This is a genomic window from Prevotella sp. P5-126, from assembly GCF_002251185.1.
GTDB lineage: Bacteria > Bacteroidota > Bacteroidia > Bacteroidales > Bacteroidaceae > Prevotella.
This window is the reverse complement of sequence record NZ_NPIZ01000070.1, coordinates 48,761-67,381: the sequence shown is the minus strand read 5'-3', so window position 1 is coordinate 67,381 and position 18,621 is coordinate 48,761. Positions and strand designations below refer to the sequence as shown.

Below are 18,621 nucleotides of genomic sequence, written 5' to 3'. Positions count from 1 at the left end.
AAGTGGTCAAGCACTTCCTTGGGCAGCACCATACGTGCCAACATTAGCAAACCTTTGTCTTCCATGATGCAAAGGTAAGCATTTCATATGAATCATACTCATTTACCCCTATGAAAAATCTATTGAGTCGAAACCCGACCGCTTGCAGGAGCAGCTCGATATTAACTATGTGGCATTCACCATCCCCAACGACTTCATTGTGGGCTATGGTTTGGATTATGACCAGCAAGGTCGTCAGTTGAAGGAAATTTACAAAGTAAAGACAGATAACGAGTAAGGATAAACTTTTTAATTTTATTTGGAAAAGAAATGAAGAATATTGTAATCTTCGGAGCTCCCGGCTCCGGTAAAGGAACACAGAGCGATTTGCTCATCGAGAAGTATGGCTTGGGTCATATCTCTACTGGCGATGTGCTTCGCAACGAGATTAAAAATGGAACAGAGTTGGGCAAAACCGCTCAAAGCTATATTGAAAAGGGTGCGTTGATTCCCGACGATCTGATGATTAGCATCCTTGCCAATGTGTATGACTCATTTGGCAAAGATCACGCCGGAGTAATCTTCGACGGTTTCCCCCGCACCATTCCACAAGCTGAAGCACTGAAGAAAATGCTCGATGAGCGTGGCCACAAGGTAGCAGCCATGATTGAACTCGACGTGCCCGAAGAGGAGTTGATGACTCGACTCATCAAGCGCGGAAAGGAAAGTGGTCGTGCCGACGACAACGAGGAGACTATCAAGAAGCGCCTCGTAGTATATCATTCACAGACCATGCCCCTCGTAGAGTGGTATAAGAAGGAAGGCCTTCACCACCACATCGACGGACTTGGCACTCTGGATCGCATCTTCGGCGACATCCAGAAAGTAATCGATAATCTTTAATACGACTGATATGCCGGAAAGCAATTTCGTTGACTATGTGAAAATCTGTTGCCGTTCGGGTAAAGGCGGACGTGGGTCTATGCACCTGCGCCATGTGAAATACAACCCTAACGGCGGCCCCGACGGGGGCGACGGAGGCAAGGGCGGAAGCATCATTCTGCGTGGCAACCACAACTATTGGACGTTGTTACACCTGAGATACGAACGCCATATCTTCGCCGAACACGGCGGTAATGGCGGTCGCGACAAGTGTCACGGCACCGACGGCAAGGATATCTACATCGACGTGCCCTGTGGCACGGTGGTCTATAATGCTGAAACCGGCAAATATGTCTGCGATGTAACCTACGACGGACAAGAGGTGATGCTCCTTAAAGGCGGTCGCGGCGGATTGGGTAACTATCAGTTCCGATCAGCCACCAACCAGGCTCCGCGCTATGCGCAGCCCGGTGAACCGATGCAGGAAATGACTGTGATCCTCGAACTGAAATTGTTGGCAGATGTCGGCCTTGTCGGTTTTCCCAATGCCGGCAAATCCACACTGGTTTCAGCCTTGTCGAATGCCCGTCCGAAGATAGCCAATTATCCCTTCACCACGATGGAGCCCAGCCTCGGTATCGTGGGCTATCGCGACCACAAATCGTTTGTGATGGCAGATATTCCCGGTATCATTGAGGGAGCCAGCGAAGGCAAAGGACTCGGTTTGCGATTCCTCCGCCACATTGAGCGCAACTCACTATTGCTCTTTATGGTGCCTGGCGATACCGACGATATCAAGCGCGAATACGAGATACTGCTCAATGAATTGCGGCAGTTTAATCCCGATTTGATCGATAAGCACCGTGTGCTGGCGGTCACCAAGTGTGATTTGCTCGACGAGGAACTGATCGACATGTTGCGTGAGACTCTGCCCGACGATCTCCCCGTGGTATTCATTTCGGCTGTTGCCAACCAAGGTCTTGACGAGCTCAAAGATGTGCTTTGGGCAGAACTCAACGACGAAAGCAATAAGTTGGCTACTGCCATCGGTGAAGAGAATATCGTACACCGCGACAAGGATATGTCGATGTTTGCACAGGAAATGGCGGATGAGGGCGAAGATGAAGATATCATCTACCTCGACGACGACCTTGAGGATGTTGACGACCTTGAAGATTTTGAATACGAAGATGAAGAATAATCTGCCCCAGTGGCACGATTACGATATGGGAAACGGCGTGATTGCCTTCAGCACCACCAGAAAAGGTGGATGCAGCGAGGGCAATTACGCCGCTTTTAATATCAATAGATATTGTGGCGACGACCCTGCCCACATCGAAGCCAACCGCACAGCGCTCTGCCAACGCCTTGGCATCGGTATGGCGCAACTCGTAGTGCCCCACCAGGTGCATGCTGCCGAGGTCAAACAGATAGGCCGCGACTTTACCGAACAGCCTGCTGTGGTGCGTGACGAACTGACAGACGGTTTCGATGCGGTGATGACCGATGTGCCGGGCATCTGTGTTGGCGTGTCAACAGCCGATTGCATTCCCGTGTTGATCTATGATGCGGCACACCATGCCGTATGTGCTGTCCATGCCGGATGGCGTGGCACCGTACAGCGTATTGTGGTCAAAGCCATTGAACGCATGCGTGCTGCTTACGGTACACAACCTTCAGAGCTTACCGCAGCAATAGGTCCTGGTATCAGTATCGACCATTTTGAAGTGGGCGATGAGGTCTATCAGCAGTTTGTTGATGCTGGCTTTGAGATGGAACCAATCAGCCGGCGATACCAGAAATGGCATATTGATCTGCCCGAATGTAATCGCCGCCAGTTGATTCAACTTGGTGTTGACCCTCAGCGCATCCTCTCTTCAGGCATTTGCACTTATGCGCAGTCGGATATGTATTTCTCTGCGCGCCACCTTGGAATAGACAGTGGTAGGATATACAACGGCATCATGCTGACTCCCCATCGCGATTGACGGCGAAGGGGCATGCTGTTGCGATTGATATAGTCGGTTTCTGCGTGTGTTTTTGAGTATCATTGAAACCGCAAAGTATCAATCAATTACACCATTTGAAACGGTCTGTTTGCTTGCAAATTCAATGAATTTGCTGAGTAAAATCAATGAATTTGGTCTGCAATTTCAATGAATTTGCTGAGGAAAATAAATTGATTTGCTAAGGAAAGTAAATTGATTTGCTGAGGAAAGTAAATTGATTTGCTGAGGAAAACAAATTGATTTGCTGAGGAAAACAAATTGATTTGCAATGCCAGGTGATAATTGCAAGGGAGGAATGTGGTATCGGCTGGTGGTCAAATGGTGGTCAGAGAACGTCGTGTGTAACGTATCAGTCCGATGTTTCCATGCAGATCTATCCAGGCATCACTATGTGGGAAATCGGTTTCGGATAGTGCTTTCATCTGGTGTGCCACCAAGAAACGCTTACCATCTTGCTTGCGCGGACCTGCGCCGTAGCTTTGTATGAACGAATAGATGCGACCTTTTTGAAATCTGCCCTTGTGGTCGATTGTCACCGCCACTATAGGTGCGTAGCCAGAAACACCTTGCAGACTGATGCCGAAGGGTGTGCAGAAATTGCCCAGACTGTAGGCAATGAACCGTCCTTTATAGACTTCAATGCCCCTAACCACATGCGGACCGTGACCATAAACCACGTCGGCACCATGGTCAATGCAGTGGTGTGCCAGTTGGCGCAATGCTCCACGACGCTCGCCCAGAAAGCCCTCCATGCCGTTGGGTACATGACTCTGTGCCGTCCCCTCGGCTCCACCGTGGAACGAAACGATGATGATGTCGCACTGTTGGCGCAGCTGTTTCAACAGTTTACCCACTTTCTTCAGGTCGAGATGACTGACGGTATAGCTGTTGTGACCTAAGGCGCAGAGACCGATGCGCACACCTTGGCGCATGACAACGGCTGTTTCCGATCGTCCGGCAATGCCTGCAAAGGCGATGCCCTGCTGTCGCAAAGCGTGCTCGGTGGATATGACTCCCTCTATGCCGAAGTCGAAACTATGGTTGTTTGCCATGCTCACAAAGTCGTAGCCGGCATCCTTCAGCCACCAGGCGTAGCTTGTTGGTGTGCGAAAAGCATAGTTGTTGGCTTTGCCCTCTTTGCGTGTTTCACCCTTGTCGCATAGCGTTCCTTCAAGATTGCCCACTGCCAAGTCGGCTTGCCTGAGGATGTCGCGTGTGTCGCGAAACAGGTATTTGCCATCCCTCCGCGGTAGTCGTGGTGTGGGATAGGTGGTGCCCATCATGATATCTCCCGTAAGAGCGATGGTCAGTGAAGCAGAAAGGCAGGTCAAAGAATGACCTGCCCATATAGTAAGAGTGAGTAATAATCGGAACATGAAGATGCTGTTACTTCGCCACGCGGCGTGCGCCTACATAGCGGCGATTATAGTAGCCTTCGGTAGAACTGCTGATTTTCACACCTTCGTTGGTGCTGGCGTGGATAAAGGTGAAGGTGTTGTTGATGGGATCATAGTCCATCACAATACCTACGTGACCTACACCGCGTCCGGAGCGAGGACTGGTGAAGAACACCAAGTCGCCACGTTGCATCTCCCAGCGCTTGATGGGGATGTTGCGTGCATACTGGTCGCGCGACGAACTGCCGATGTTGATATCGTGTTGTCCAAACACATAGCTGGTGAAACCAGAGCAGTCGAAGGCGTAAGGGCCTTTGCTTCCGCTGCGATAGCGTGTGCCGATGAGAGCTGTGGCCTGATCCATGATGCTGTTTGAAGTGGCAAATGTTGCCGTACCGTCATAATCATCGGTATATAAGAAGTCGAAATTCTCTATCTCTTCATAGACAGTTTCGGTGCGTTGGGTCTTTCTTGTCTTCTTTCTCTTGCCTTTTGCCCATGTCATATCCACAGAGGACAGCAACACAAGCATGATGCATAGTAGAATTTTCTGTTTCATTTTCTTTAGTTTAGGTTATTTGGTTGGTTTAGTTATATTTCAGGATTTGACCTGGTCTGAGTCTGGTGCTCTTGCTGATGTGATTCAGTTTGCAGATGGCATCAACAGACGTACCGCGCTTGCGAGCGATAGAATAGAGCGATTCACCCTTTGATACTTTGTGGAAACGAGCTGCTGCAGAGCGGCTGCTTGTGGCCTTCTGGCGTGCAGCAGGAGTGCTGTTGTCAGCAAAATCGAGGTCGTCGCCAAATGAACTGCCGCCGGCTACACCACGCAGACGGGTAGCTTCTGCCGACTCGCGATTGTAGGTAGATTTGCGGAATACATAGTAGTCGTCAACCACGTCTTGGTTTCTGAAGTCGAACATCAGGGCAGGGTTGAGTGCTATGCCACACAGACGCGTCTCGAAGTGGAGGTGTGAACCAGTGCTGCGTCCGGTGTTTCCGCCCAGTCCGATGGGATCTCCGGCACGCACCTCTTGGTTTTCAGCCACCAATTGTGCAGACATGTGACCGTAGATGGTCTCCAGTCCGTTGTTGTGTCTGATGACTACGTATTTTCCGTAGCCACGTCCTTCGTAGCGCACGATGCGCACCTTGCCACTGAAGGCAGCGCGGATGGTATCGCCGATATATACTTTGATGTCCAGTCCCTTATGTTGGCGTCCCCAACGCGAACCGAAGTTGCTGGTGATAACGCGGTTGGTGGTGGGCATGCAGAAGTTGCGCAGGTTGATGCGGAAAGTGTCGGGGAGGTTGGTTGCTTTATGGGCATATCTGTTATCCCAGTCGTTATAGAGGTCGGCAGCTGGTGATTCATAGCTCTCTGCCTGAATGAGGCGACGGAGAGCCATGCTATCTACTGCTTTCATCTTTCTGTCTATAGGGGCCTGACGTGCCAACAGATCCTGTCCCATCGTCGGGAGAGTACATACGGTTGCAACGGTTAGGAATGCTATTTTCTTTAGATTTTTAAAAAACATAATTATTCTTTTCGGTTCGTATTCTCGTTCGGTTTCAATAAAAACAGAACGATGCAAAGTTACGAAATTATTTCTAAAATCGGTAAAGTGTTAACACTATTTGTGTGTAATTTAACACTTTACGTAGCGGATTTTGCCTTTTTTTTGATTTGTCGCAGGTAGTCTTTTGCCTGTTTTTGCCCTCGTTTTTATGGGACGATCGTGCATTTTCTATGGGAAAAATAGATTTTCCCAGTTCGTTTTCCCCACTTTTTACGAGATAGCAGACCAGTTGATATTGGTCTTGCGAAGTTGGCGCAGACGGTCCCAAAGCATGTGGTAGCGCTCCGACTGACAGGTGGGGTCTGCGTCGATGATGCGTTGTGCCTCGTCGCGTGCCATCTGTACAATCTGTCCGTCGCGTGCGATATCGGCAATTTTGAGGTCGAAAGCCATGCCGCTCTGCTGTGTTCCCTCCAGATCGCCCGGTCCACGCAGTTTCAAGTCGGCTTCGGCAATGCGGAAACCATCGTTGGTCTCACACATGATGTCTATGCGCTTGCGCGTCTCTTCAGCCAGTTTGGGTGAGGTCACAAGGATACAGTAGCTCTGTTCGGCACCTCTGCCCACACGTCCGCGCAGTTGGTGGAGCTGGCTGAGTCCGAAGCGTTGCGCCTCCATGATGACCATCACCGAGGCATTGGGCACGTTGACTCCCACCTCAATCACGGTCGTTGCCACGAGCATCTGTGTCTCACCGCGTGCAAAGCGCTGCATCTCTTCGTCTTTCTCCTTGGCTTTCATCTTGCCGTGTACCTTGCTCAGTCGGTATTCTGGAAACACCTGACACAGCGTGGCATAGCCATCTTCCAGGCTTTTCAAGTCGATGCGCTCGCTCTCTTCGATAAGTGGAAAGACCACATAGACCTGTCGTCCCTGTTGCATCTGCTTGCGCAGTCCATCGTAGAGCGATGGTATTCGGCTGTCGAAGGCATGGGTGGTGACCACGGGCTTGCGTCCTGGCGGCAGTTCATCGATGATGCTGACATCGAGATCGCCGTAGAGTGTCATAGCCAGGGTGCGGGGAATGGGTGTGGCTGTCATTACGAGGATATGTGGCGGATTGTCGCTTTTGCTCCATAGTTTGGCGCGTTGTGCCACACCGAAACGGTGTTGTTCATCGACCACCACCATGCCCAGTCGTGCAAACTGTACCGTGTCTTCTATCACGGCATGGGTGCCCACGAGAATCTGCAACGTCCCCTCAGCCAGATCGTTGAGTACTTGTTCTCGCCGTTTGCCTTTCACCATACCCGTCAGCAGTCCGACGCTGATGTCCATGCCCTCAAGAAAGCTGCTGATGGTGCGCAGGTGTTGTTCGGCAAGAATCTCGGTTGGCGCCATGATACAGGCTTGATAGCCATTGTCGAGTGCCATCAGCATGGTCATGAGTGCCACCAGTGTCTTGCCCGAACCCACGTCGCCTTGTAGCAACCGATTCATCTGTCTGCCCGAAGCAGTGTCTTTGCGTATCTCACGGAGCACTCGTTTCTGTGCTTCGGTCAGTTGGAAGGGCAGGTGGTTGTGGTAGAAACCGTTGAAGCACTCGCCGATATGCGAGAAAACATAGCCGCGGTATTTGCGCCGATGATCGCTCGCGTACCTTAATATATTAAGCTGAACGTAGAAAAGTTCTTCAAATTTGAGTCGCAGCCGTGCGCGTTCCAGTTCTTTGGCATTGTGCGGATAGTGAATCTGTCGCAACGCCTCGTCTCGGCTGATGAGGTGGTTGGGGCGCGTGATGAAGTCGGGTAGTGTCTCGGCAATAGGCTGTTTGAGCAAATCGAGTAGTGTTTTGGTCATCTTGTCGATCGCTCGTGAGTTCAACCCACGTTTCTTCATCTTCTCTGTCGTATTGTAGTAGGGTTGCATCCCCATATCCGAGAGTTGGATGTTTTCGGCAGGTTCAAGGTCAGGATGCACCACCTGTACCCTGCCGTTATATACGGTGGGTCGCCCGAAAACGATGTATGGAATGCCCGTTTTGTAGCGTTTGGGCACATCCTTGGCATAGTTGAACCAGGTAAGGTCCATCACGCCCGTGCCATCGGATAGGTGAGCCACTACGCGCGTCTTGCGGTGTCCCATGTCAAACGACTCGAAACTGAGTATTCTGCCGCATACTTGGACAAACGGCATGTCGCCCGTCAGTTCGTGGATGGTATAGATTCTACTTCTGTCGATATGTTTGTAGGGGTAATATTGCAACAGGTCGCCAAGGGTATTGATGCCCAGTTCTTCGCTAAGCACCTTTTTGCGGTTGGGTCCGACCCCCGCCATATACTGGATATCCTGTTGCAGTATGTCGGTCATCGGCAGAGCGTTTCGGCAATAGCCAAGTCAAAGGGAGTGGTAATCTTGATATTTTCTCGGTTGCCCTCTACCATTGTGATGGCATGTCCATAGGACTCTACCACCGACGCATCGTCGGTAAACGCCTCGGAGAAAGGTTGGCGGTTGGCAGCCTTCAGTAGTTGGATGTCGAAAGTTTGTGGAGTTTGCACCAAACGGTAGTCGCCTCTGGGCTTTGTGCCCTCGGTGATGTGGCGTAAAGTCTCAACCACCGGAGTCACCGGAATCACCGCTTTTGCCGTGCGTGCCGTGTCGTAGCAGCGGCGAATGACATCAATAGCAGGGAATGGGCGCACACCGTCGTGCACACCGACCACACCCTGTGCATCATCGGGGATGAGTGCCAGTCCGTGTTGCACACTATGGAAGCGAGTCTCGCCGCCGTCAGCCAACATGTAGGGCACGTCAAACTGATACTGCCCACACAACTCATGCCAGTAGGTCTGTTGGGCTTTAGGCAACACAAGGATAATCCGGAGCGCTTCCGAAAAATGGTGGAAGCGTTCGATAGTGCGCATCAGCACGGGTTTTCCGCCGATGGGGAGAAACTGTTTGGGAATGTCGCTGCCCATGCGCAGTCCTTTGCCACCGGCTACGATGATGATATAGTCGGTCATCCCATGAGGTGTTTATAGCGCATACCTTCTGCAATGGCATCTGCCACATCCACACCTTTGAGCTGTGCCAGCAGTTCGTAGGCAAATGGGAATGCTGCCGCAGGCCCTTCACCGGTGGTGATATTGCCGTCGATGGTCACCAGGTCAGCCGTGTAATGCGTGTTGGTCATACTGCCTTCAAATCCCGGATAGCATGTGGCTTTCTTGCCGTCGAGCAGTCCGATAGCTGCCAATACTACTGCAGGCGATGCGCAGATGGCTGCCACGAGTCGTCCCTCTTCCGCCTGCTTGCACAGTGCTTCGCAGAGCGGCTTGCATTGATAGAGGTTGGTAGCACCAGGCATACCACCCGGCAGAAACAGCAGGTCGGCATCAGTCAAGTCGCACTGTTCGAAACAAGTATCAGCCTCGATGTTCACACCGTGTGCTGATGTCACAACGTTCTGACCGGTAACGCTGACGGTAGTGACTTCGATACCGCCACGACGCCAGATGTCAACAGGGATAAGCGCTTCGATGTCTTCAAATCCCGTAGCAAGGAATACGTATGCTTTTGCCATAGTTATATCATGTGTTGGTTAGTTTTCTGAATATGATGCCCATAGTGGCCGTATGCTTATTTCAGTGCGATGAGATATTTCTCGACGGTGGGTTTCAGTCCCATGTAGAGTGCATCGCAGATGAGTGCATGTCCGATGCTCACCTCATCGGTCCAAGGAATGCGAGAATGGAAATAGTGGAGGTTTTCGAGCGAAAGGTCATGGCCAGCGTTGAGGCCTAAGCCTATGCGTCGTGCCTCCTTTGCAGCAGCCACAAAAGGAGCAATGGCAGCCTCTCTGTTGCTGTTGTATCCTGAAGCGTAAGGCTCGGTGTAGAGTTCTACGCGGTCTGCTCCGCATGCCTTTGCCCCTTCCACCATCTTCGGATCAGCATCCACAAAGATGCTGGTGCGTATGCCAGCCTGTGAGAAGGTGTGGCAGATGTCGGTCAGGAAATTGCGGTTTTCCAGTGTATCCCAACCGTGGTTGGAGGTGATTTGGTCGTGACCGTCGGGCACAAGTGTCACCTGTGTGGGTACAACTTCCAGAACCAATTTGACAAACGAGTCGATGGGATTTCCCTCGATGTTAAACTCTGTAGTGATGATGGGGCGCAGGTCGCGCACGTCCTGATAGCGTATGTGACGCTCGTCGGGGCGTGGGTGTACGGTAATGCCTTGTCCACCAAACGATTCGATGTTGCGTGCAGCCTCGATGACATCAGGGTTGTTGCCTCCTCGTGCATTGCGCAGAGTAGCCACTTTATTGATGTTTACGCTTAGTTTTGTCATCTTCTTCAAAAATTTGTCTTAACAGATAGTGATGTTTCGCCAAAAAATACTAATTTTGTGGCGTATATTCAGCGCAAAGGTACTAAAACTTTGTGAATTAACGCCTAATAAATTAGATTTTTTATATGACTTCAAGAAAACTGCGATTTGCCATTGTCGGCAACACCTACCAAGCTAAAAAGTCGGCATCTGTACAAAAGATACTGAATTGTTTAGCTATGCATGAGGCTGAAGTATGTATGGAGCGCGAGTTCCATCGATTCCTCGTTCATGGTCAGCACCTGTCACTTGACGGGGTAGAGGTGTTTGACGGCAATGACTTTGAAGCAGACTTTACGGTGTCGATGGGTGGTGATGGTACTTTTCTGAAAACCGCTTCTATGGTGGGAGAAAAGCAAATTCCCATCATCGGTGTCAACACTGGAAGACTTGGATTCCTTGCAGATATCAATCCACCGGAGATAGATCCCATGGTGCAAGCCATCTATGAGGGCGACTATGCTATCGATACCCGTACGGTGCTACAGGTAGAGACCGACGGACAGCCGTTGTCAGGATGTCCTTTTGCGCTGAATGATGTGGCCATCCTCAAGCGTGATGTGGCAGCGATGATTACTGTGCGCACCACGATCAATGGCGACTACGTGACAACCTATCTGGCTGACGGACTGGTCATCAGTACGCCAACCGGCAGTACGGCGTATTCCCTTTCAGTGGGCGGTCCGATCATCGTGCCCGGCACCCATGTGTTTTCCATCACGGCGGTAGCTCCCCATTCGCTCAATGTGCGTCCTTTGGTACTTTCCGAAGATTCAGAAATCACCCTCACCGTAGAGAGCCGTTCCCACAATTTCCTGGTGGCACTCGACGGTCGTTCGGAGAAATTGCCCGATTCCACCCGACTGACGCTTCGTAAAGCCCCATACCGGGTGAAGGTAGTGAAGCGCGCAGGTCAGAAATACTTCCATACCCTGCGCGACAAAATGATGTGGGGAGCCGATCAACGCGGATGATGCATGGATGGCGGGAATGATTTGTCAGCCTCGCAAAAGTCAGTTGTCCGCCTTGTCAGCGTCAGTTGTCAGCCTCTCCAGAGTCCGTGGAGGTTGCAGTATTCACGTGCCGTAACCATTTTCGCATCGGTTATGAATTCAGCCACAGGAGCCTCTCCGGGCTTCAACTCATGGCGCATCACGTCACGGTCGGTCAGCAGTTCAATCCATTCGATGTGGTGTTCAGGTGTCATGGGGTGTTCCACACTCCCCACGCTGACGCGGTAGCCGCCTTCAATGCGCTCTACTATGGGCACATGTTTCTCTACAGCACCATCGATACCTTTCTCGTTCATACGCTGCATGATTTTTCCGCAGCATGACATTTCTGCACCTTCGTGCAACACCTCTACGATATTTCCGCAGATGGTGCATCGGTAAATTTCTCTTTTCTTTGTTGCCATAGCTCTGAATAATTTAGTTTATTATAATATGGTTATCACCACAAAGTTACGGATTAATCCGTTACCTTGTGTCGTTTGATAGGTTTTCTTGTGTTTTTTTAACCATCATCTCACCATTCCAATCCATAGATTGAAAAGGTGGGACGATGTGATGTAGGTATGATAGGCTATGTGTTACTGCTTCAGTTGGTTTGCTCCTTGCGCTTGTCATACTTCAGGTAAAGCCCGGCAAGGATGGTTCCTGAAATGCTGTGCCACGCACAACTGATGGCGCATGGCAATACGGCGAGCGGTTGTGCAGCAAAGAAATTGCTTGCCAATACCGTGGCAAGACCGGCATTCTGCATACCCACCTCGATACTGATGGTGCGCTTCTTGGCAGTATTGAAACCGGCTGCGCGTCCGGCAAACCATCCTAACAGATAGCCCAATGAATTGTGGCAGAACACCACGGCAAAGGTCCAGAAGAAGAGCATCACGCCGCCTTCCAACAGATCGTCATGGACTGTAGAGATGACACCGCCCACGATGATGGCGAGACAAGTGACACTAATGCCCGGCATGAGACTCTGTATGGTGGGAAAACATGCCTTTCGGCTGTAGATCTTGTTGAGTGCACAACCTATTGCCACAGGTATGATGGTCACAATCAGAATATTGATGAACATGCCGACGGCATCGATGTGGATGATTTCGCCTGCTGTAATCTGCATCAGCAGTGGTGTCATTACCGGTGCAAGGAGTGTTGAGGCACATGTCATGCCTACCGAGAAAGCCACATCGCCATGGCAGAGATAACTCATGATGTTGCTTGACACACCACCCGGACAGCATCCTACCAAGAGAATGCCCAAGGCTAACGGGGCATCGAGGTGCCATACATGTACCAGCAGCCATGCTACGGCAGGCATGATGAAAAATTGCGCACAGCTACCAATCAATACGTCAAGCGGCCGTTGTGCCAGGATGCGGAAATCATCGGTGGTGAGCGTCAGACCCATGGTGAGCATGATGATGCCGAGAATGACGGTTTGGGTTGTGCCACGCACCCAGTCGAAGAGATGCGGGAAAAAGAAGGTGACGAGTGCCACGCCTATGACAAATACTGAAGCGTGGGCAGCCAACAGGCGGCTGACAGCCTGCATGTGTTTTATTGTGTTCATGTCTTTCTTTGTTGTTGAAACGGTTTGCAAAAGTACTCCATTTCTTGCAAACAAGCAAACAAAAAGCAGTTTTCTTGTCCAACAAGCGTTTCTCGAAGATCGTAAGTCCATGGATTGCGGTACGCATCGACAGCTGTGTACGACGTGTCGCACGGGCTGTTCGTGGAAACAGTCCTTGCGTAATACTGAAATGAATAAATCCCACCACAGCGGCACATCTTTTCCACCTCATCGCCCGATGCTCCTTATATATATTAAGGTGTAAATGTTAAATGTTGTGTGCAGTGCAAAAAAAATGGCTGAAAATGTTGGATGGTATTCGAATAATACATACCTTTGCGGTGTACTATTACAGTAATACGCCAAACACGCAAGTATATGATACAAGTAGAAAACTTAAGTTTCAATTATGTTGGAACGAAACGTGAGGTCTTTTCCGACTTCAGTCTGCAACTGACAGACAACAAAATCTATGGGCTTCTTGGCAAGAACGGCACAGGCAAGAGTACGTTGCTCTATCTGCTTTGTGGCTTGTTGCGCCCCAAGAAGGGTGGTGTGTTCATTGACGGAGTATTAGCCAGCGACCGCCGGTCCGCTATGTTGGAAGATATTTTCATGGTACCCGAAGAGTTTACGCTACCTCAAGTGACCCTCGACACCTACGTGAAGATGAACAAGGGATTCTATCCGCATTTCAGCGAAGAGGTACTTGAACGCTGTCTGGCAGACTTTGAATTGTCTCGCCAAACCAAGCTCCACCAACTCTCAATGGGTCAGAAGAAGAAAGCCTTCATGAGTTTTGCACTTGCCACAGGCACTCGCTTGCTCCTGATGGACGAGCCTACCAACGGTCTCGACATCCCCTCGAAAAGTCAGTTTCGCAAGGTCATAGCCAACAATATGACCGACGACCGCATCCTGATCATCTCTACCCATCAGGTGCACGACATAGAGTCGTTGCTCGACCACGTGCTGATCCTCAGTCAGAGCAATCTCTTGCTCAATGCTTCGGTAAGCGATATCAGCGATGACTACAAGTTTGAATACCGCACACCGGCAGAGATGGACGATAGCGTGCTCTATGCAGAACCCAGTTTGCAGGGTAATGCCGTGATAGTCCGCCGACAGCCCTCCGACCATGAAACACCGATGAATCTCGAATTGCTGTTTAATGCAGTAATCACTGGAAAACTGAGATAAACAAACCAAATTAACAATGAATACAAAGAACAATAATTTTCAATTCAGCCGATTGCTGATGGTGATGCGCTGGGATGTGTTTACCAACTTGAAGAGCTATCTGAACATGATGCTTGGCATGACCTTCGCCCTGTTGCCCTTCTTTATCATGCAGCTGTATCAGTTGAGCAAGCAGTATCAGCTTTTTCCCGATACCATCGACCTTAGCTATTTGGGGATGTCACAATATGTTTTAATGATTTCCAGCATAGCCATGTATATGATGGCCACACAGATATTCATGGTGATGAAGACCACTGGACAGCGCGAACAGTTTCTGATGCTGCCAGCCAGCAATCTTGAAAAGTATATCAGCAGATTCCTTTTCTCTACGCTTGGTGCTGCCGTCGCAATGATCACCGCCATCGTAGTATCTGACCTGGTGCAACTGATATTCAGTTTCGTACTCCTGCCCGGTCACCATCAGAGCTTATGCCTCTATGCCGTGGCATTGCTATGGAAAATATGGACTACTTTTATAGAAAACAACGATTCTACCGGTGCCCTATTGCTATCTCTGTCGATCGTGACCTGTGGAGTGCTCGTCCATAGCTTCTTCATCCTTTGTGGAACACTCTTCCGCAAGCACACCATTGTGGTGTCAGGCATCCTCTTCATCGTGATGACCTATCTGGTGATCTATGTGATCGAGAGTGTATCAGACACTATAACGACCTACCTGATGCATGGTGACAACAGCTGGCTCTTTAGTCTCCTCATAGCCGAACTGCTGCTTGGAGGTTTTCAGTATTGGCTATCCTATAAGGTGTTCACCCGTATGCAGGTCATCTGCAACAAATGGATCAATTTATAAACAAAAAGAAAACTGCTATGAATTTCAGTAATGACAAAGCCATCTATGTACAGATAGCCGACCGCCTCTGTGATGAGATTCTGGCACAAATGTATGAGGAAGACGGACGCATTCCCAGTGTCAGAGAATATGCTGTGCTATTGGAGGTCAATGCCAATACCACGGTAAAGGCCTACGACCTGTTGGCTGCCGAGGGTGTCATCTATAACAAGCGCGGACTGGGCTATTTTGTGGTAAAAGGTGCAAGAGACCAGATACAAACGGTGAGAAAGACCGAGTTTATGAAGCAGCACCTCCCCGAATTGGCACGGCAGATGAAGTTGCTCGGCATCAGTATCGATGAAGTGGATGAGGCATTGCGCCAAGCACTCGACGCACAGCCTTGATGCAGCACAGAAACGGCTGTCATAGGAAAAAATATCAGCCATGGTGCAACTTTTTTGCGCTATGATGCGTCAAACAGATAATTTTAAGCGCAAACCCACTATCGGTTAGAAACAATGAAACAAAAACAAACAACAAGATGATTCACCTCAGTGACCTCAACAAGACCTATCAGGGCGCACAACCGCTCCACGTGCTCAAGGGCATCAACCTCGATATAGCCCGTGGCGAGTTTGTGTCCATCATGGGTGCATCAGGATCAGGCAAATCGACCCTGCTCAATATCCTCGGCATCCTCGACAACTATGATTCGGGCGAATATCTGCTCAACAACGTATTGATACGCGACCTCAGCGAGACCCGTGCCGCAGAATACCGCAACAAGATGATAGGCTTCATCTTCCAGTCGTTCAACCTCATCTCGTTCAAGACTGCCGTGGAGAATGTCGAACTGCCACTCTTCTATCAGGGCGTGGGCAGACGCAAGCGCCACCAGATGGCGATGGAATATCTCGACCGCCTCGGTTTGGCACCCTGGGCAGACCATTATCCCAACGAGATGTCGGGCGGACAGAAGCAACGTGTGGCTATTGCCCGTGCCCTCATTACCAAACCGCAGATCATCCTTGCCGACGAACCGACGGGTGCGCTCGACTCTAAAACGAGTGTCGAGGTGATGGATCTGCTCAAGGAGCTCCATCAGAAGGATGGCATGACCATCGTCGTGGTGACCCATGAGAGTGGTGTTGCCAACGAGACCGATAAGGTCATCCATATCAAAGACGGACTGATAGGAAGTATAGAAAACAATTTCGACCACCACCTCGTGTCGAAAGACTATGTGAAATAATACATTATGCGAGAACTCATCAAAGAAATATGGAGCACGTCGAAGCGCAACAAACTGCGCACCTCGCTCACCGGTTTTGCCGTGGCATGGGGCATCTTCATGCTCATCTTCCTGTTGGGCGCAGGCAACGGACTCATCAATGCACAGTTGCAACAGTCTGACAGACGACTCTCCACCTCGATGCAGGTGTATGGAGGCTATACCTCTAAAGCCTATCGCGGACTGAAAGAAGGTCGTAACATACAGTTGCGCACCCAAGACCTCGACATTACCAATCGTGCTTTCTCCGACAATACCCAGGAGGTGGGTGCCCTGTTGTCGAAGTATGGGGTCAATATCACCTATGGCGACAACTACCTCTCTGCCCAAGACCTGTCGGGTGTGTATCCCAGCGACCAACGTATCAATAAGGTGGAACTGCTGGCAGGCCGCTTCATCAACGATATTGATATGAAGGAGCGCCGCAAGGTCATCGTGCTCTGCGAAGCACAAGCCAAAGAGTTGACCAAAGACCCTCGTGCCTTGATAGGCAGGCAGGTCAACGTCGGCAACATCTCGTTTCAAGTGGTGGGCATCACCAAGGACGACAAGCAGAGCAGAAACCAGAGCGCCTGCATACCCTACCACACCCTCAATGCCATCTATATGGGCAATGCCGGCTGGGTAGGCGTCATCCAGTTTGAAATCAAGAACCTGGTCACCGAAGATCAGAACGACGCTTTTGAGAAGCGCTACCGCGCCACCATTAACACCCAGCACGATGCCGACCCTGCCGACGAGTCAGCCATCTACATCTGGAATCGCTATATGGATAATATCCAGATGGCAAAAGGCATCCGTATGATACGCGTCGCCCTGTGGGTGATAGGCATCTTCACGCTGTTGAGCGGCATAGTGGGTGTGTCCAATATCATGCTCATCACCGTCAAGGAGCGCACACGTGAGTTTGGCATCCGCAAAGCCATTGGCGCCAAACCCTGGTCCATCCTCAAACTCATCATCACTGAGAGCGTCGTCATCACCTCCTTCTTCGGCTATATAGGTATGGTGCTTGGCGTAGCCGCCAACGAGTATATGGATGCTACCATCGGCCACGAGGTGATAGACACCGGACTCTTTCAAGCCACCATGTTTGTAGATCCCACCGTAGGTCTCGACGTCTGCTTCCAAGCCACCATGCTCATCGTACTGGCAGGAACCGTTGCCGGACTCATCCCTGCCGTCAAGGCAGCCCGCGTGCGACCGATAGAAGCCTTGCGGGCAGACTGACCTGATGTATCATTCAGATAAAACATATTCATTCCTATGAAATTTGATATAGATTCCTATCGCGAGATACTCGACACCATCACCCGCAACAAGAGCCGCAGCTTCCTCACAGGCTTCGGTGTGTTCTGGGGTGTGTTCATGCTCATCGTCCTTATAGGCGGCGGACAGGGACTGAAGGAGATGTTGCAGTCTAACTTCGCAGGCTTTGCCACCAATACCGCCATGATATGGACGCAGAACACCACCAAGCCCTACAAGGGATTCCGCAAGGGCCGCTATGTGTCTATGGTGGAGAATGACATGACGCGCTTGCGCCAGCAGGTGCCCGAACTCGACATCATCACGCCCTATATGTTTGGCGGCAACAAGAAAACCGTGGTGGGGGAGTACTCCTTCGATGCCACCGTCGCCGGTGTGGACCACGACTATGCCAGGGTGGCACCGCCCGTGATGTACTACGGGCGCTACATCAACGAGATGGACGTCAGACAGGCACGCAAGGTGTGTGTCATCGGCAAGGAGGTGTATAAGAAACTCTTCCCCGGTGGTGGCGACCCCTGTGGCAGGCGCATCCGTGTCGATGCCGCCTACTATACCGTGGTGGGTGTTGACTACAAGGTCAACGGCATCAATATCAGCGGACGCCCCGACCAACTCGTCACCATCCCCTACACCCTCTTCCGTAAGACCTACAACACCGGTGACCAGATCCACAGTCTGGCGGTGACGGGCAAACCTGGAGTGGTGATGAGCACGCTGACCGACCGCATCCGCACCGTCATAGCACGTGCCCACATGATCGACCCGACCGATGAGAAAGCCATCACCACCTTCAATACCGAGGTGCTCTTCGCCATGCTCGACAATCTCTTCAACGGTGTCAACTTCCTGATATGGCTCGTGGGCATAGGCACGCTGCTGGCAGGTGCTATCGGTGTGTCCAACATCATGATGGTGACGGTCAGGGAGCGCACCACAGAGATTGGCATCCGCCGTGCCATCGGCGCCACACCGAAGATGATTCTCTCGCAGATCATGTCGGAGAGCATCGTCTTGACTGCCGTGGCGGGCATGAGTGGCATCCTCTTCGGCGTGGGTGTGCTTCAACTCATCGAACTGGCAAGCACCGAAGACGGTATCCTTGCCGCCCATTTCCAAGTGGGCTTCTGGACGGCTATCATCGCCACCCTGCTGCTCAGTCTGCTGGGCGGACTGGCAGGACTCGCTCCCGCATGGCGTGCCATGAGCATCAAACCCGTTGATGCCATGCGCGACGAATAAGCACAGCTAACCATACAAG

Annotated in this window: 19 protein-coding genes and 1 pseudogene; 11 read left to right on the top strand and 9 right to left on the bottom strand. The window is 50.9% G+C overall.

What is annotated here, in order from left to right; all coding sequences use genetic code 11:
- Window positions 1-130: 130 nt before the first annotated feature.
- The 4 genes and pseudogenes from CIK90_RS08450 to pgeF all read left to right on the top strand — a co-directional run.
- Window positions 131-277, top strand: a pseudogene (locus CIK90_RS08450) (hypoxanthine phosphoribosyltransferase); the annotation flags it as partial.
- A 32-nt stretch (window positions 278-309) separates the two neighbouring features.
- Entirely contained in the window at window positions 310-882 is a 573-nt protein-coding gene (locus tag CIK90_RS08445; protein ID WP_094391197.1) for an adenylate kinase, read from the top strand.
- 10 nt (window positions 883-892) lie between these two features.
- A complete protein-coding gene (obgE, locus tag CIK90_RS08440) occupies window positions 893-2,062 on the top strand; it encodes a GTPase ObgE (RefSeq protein ID WP_094464938.1) in 1,170 nt (389 codons plus the stop codon).
- A complete protein-coding gene (gene pgeF, locus CIK90_RS08435; RefSeq protein ID WP_094464936.1) occupies window positions 2,052-2,849 on the top strand; it encodes a peptidoglycan editing factor PgeF in 798 nt (265 codons plus the stop codon). The genes obgE and pgeF overlap by 11 nt, the downstream gene beginning before the upstream one ends.
- 335 nt (window positions 2,850-3,184) lie before the next feature.
- Here the strand turns inward: pgeF and CIK90_RS08430 are convergent, their stop codons facing one another.
- From CIK90_RS08430 to CIK90_RS08400, 7 genes are all read right to left on the bottom strand, one after another.
- Window positions 3,185-4,246, bottom strand: coding sequence for a CapA family protein (locus tag CIK90_RS08430; RefSeq protein ID WP_094464934.1), 1,062 nt, complete (start codon window positions 4,244-4,246; stop codon window positions 3,185-3,187).
- A gap of 10 nt (window positions 4,247-4,256) precedes the next feature.
- A complete protein-coding gene (locus CIK90_RS08425; protein WP_094391201.1) occupies window positions 4,257-4,826 on the bottom strand; it encodes a C40 family peptidase in 570 nt (189 codons plus the stop codon).
- A 28-nt stretch (window positions 4,827-4,854) separates the two neighbouring features.
- Window positions 4,855-5,808: a M23 family metallopeptidase gene (locus CIK90_RS08420; protein ID WP_173839805.1), complete on the bottom strand. Its 954-nt coding sequence runs from the start codon at window positions 5,806-5,808 to the stop codon at window positions 4,855-4,857.
- 252 nt (window positions 5,809-6,060) lie between these two features.
- Window positions 6,061-8,160 (bottom strand): ATP-dependent DNA helicase RecG, encoded by a 2,100-nt coding sequence (gene recG, locus CIK90_RS08415; RefSeq protein WP_094464932.1) that lies wholly within the window; start codon window positions 8,158-8,160, stop codon window positions 6,061-6,063.
- Window positions 8,157-8,816, bottom strand: coding sequence for a 2-C-methyl-D-erythritol 4-phosphate cytidylyltransferase (locus CIK90_RS08410; RefSeq protein WP_094434444.1), 660 nt, complete (start codon window positions 8,814-8,816; stop codon window positions 8,157-8,159). Before CIK90_RS08410 ends, recG begins: the two co-directional genes overlap by 4 nt.
- Window positions 8,813-9,376, bottom strand: a complete 564-nt coding sequence (locus CIK90_RS08405; RefSeq protein ID WP_094434446.1) for a DJ-1 family glyoxalase III — start codon at window positions 9,374-9,376, stop codon at window positions 8,813-8,815. The genes CIK90_RS08410 and CIK90_RS08405 overlap by 4 nt, the downstream gene beginning before the upstream one ends.
- Window positions 9,377-9,432: 56 nt before the next feature.
- On the bottom strand, window positions 9,433-10,146 hold the full coding sequence (locus CIK90_RS08400) for a pyridoxine 5'-phosphate synthase (RefSeq protein ID WP_094464930.1): 714 nt from the start codon (window positions 10,144-10,146) through the stop codon (window positions 9,433-9,435).
- Window positions 10,147-10,271: 125 nt separating this feature from the next.
- Between CIK90_RS08400 and CIK90_RS08395 the strand changes: the two genes are divergently transcribed.
- Window positions 10,272-11,159 (top strand): NAD kinase, encoded by an 888-nt coding sequence (locus CIK90_RS08395; RefSeq protein WP_094464928.1) that lies wholly within the window; start codon window positions 10,272-10,274, stop codon window positions 11,157-11,159.
- A gap of 68 nt (window positions 11,160-11,227) precedes the next feature.
- Here CIK90_RS08395 and CIK90_RS08390 read toward each other — a convergent pair whose 3' ends face one another.
- Window positions 11,228-11,602: a desulfoferrodoxin gene (locus tag CIK90_RS08390; protein WP_094391207.1), complete on the bottom strand. Its 375-nt coding sequence runs from the start codon at window positions 11,600-11,602 to the stop codon at window positions 11,228-11,230.
- Between the two features lie 182 nt (window positions 11,603-11,784).
- A complete protein-coding gene (locus CIK90_RS08385; RefSeq protein WP_094464926.1) occupies window positions 11,785-12,765 on the bottom strand; it encodes a bile acid:sodium symporter family protein in 981 nt (326 codons plus the stop codon).
- 378 nt (window positions 12,766-13,143) lie between these two features.
- Here CIK90_RS08385 and CIK90_RS08380 point away from each other — a divergent pair, with 378 nt between their 5' ends.
- From CIK90_RS08380 to CIK90_RS08355, 6 genes are all read left to right on the top strand, one after another.
- Entirely contained in the window at window positions 13,144-13,965 is an 822-nt protein-coding gene (locus CIK90_RS08380; protein ID WP_094464924.1) for an ABC transporter ATP-binding protein, read from the top strand.
- Window positions 13,966-13,981: 16 nt separating this feature from the next.
- Window positions 13,982-14,818, top strand: coding sequence for a hypothetical protein (locus tag CIK90_RS08375; RefSeq protein ID WP_144007247.1), 837 nt, complete (start codon window positions 13,982-13,984; stop codon window positions 14,816-14,818).
- Window positions 14,819-14,835: 17 nt separating this feature from the next.
- Complete coding sequence (locus tag CIK90_RS08370; RefSeq protein ID WP_094464946.1) at window positions 14,836-15,204, top strand: GntR family transcriptional regulator; 369 nt, start codon at window positions 14,836-14,838, stop codon at window positions 15,202-15,204.
- Window positions 15,205-15,341: 137 nt separating this feature from the next.
- Window positions 15,342-16,052: an ABC transporter ATP-binding protein gene (locus CIK90_RS08365; protein WP_094434454.1), complete on the top strand. Its 711-nt coding sequence runs from the start codon at window positions 15,342-15,344 to the stop codon at window positions 16,050-16,052.
- Window positions 16,053-16,058: 6 nt separating this feature from the next.
- The gene (locus tag CIK90_RS08360) at window positions 16,059-17,321 is read left to right on the top strand and encodes an ABC transporter permease (protein ID WP_094434456.1); all 1,263 of its coding nucleotides are present in this window, start codon (window positions 16,059-16,061) and stop codon (window positions 17,319-17,321) included.
- A gap of 36 nt (window positions 17,322-17,357) precedes the next feature.
- Window positions 17,358-18,602 carry an ABC transporter permease gene (locus CIK90_RS08355; protein WP_094434458.1) on the top strand — a complete coding sequence of 415 codons (1,245 nt, stop codon included), beginning with the start codon at window positions 17,358-17,360 and terminating at the stop codon, window positions 18,600-18,602.
- Window positions 18,603-18,621 lie beyond the last annotated feature (19 nt).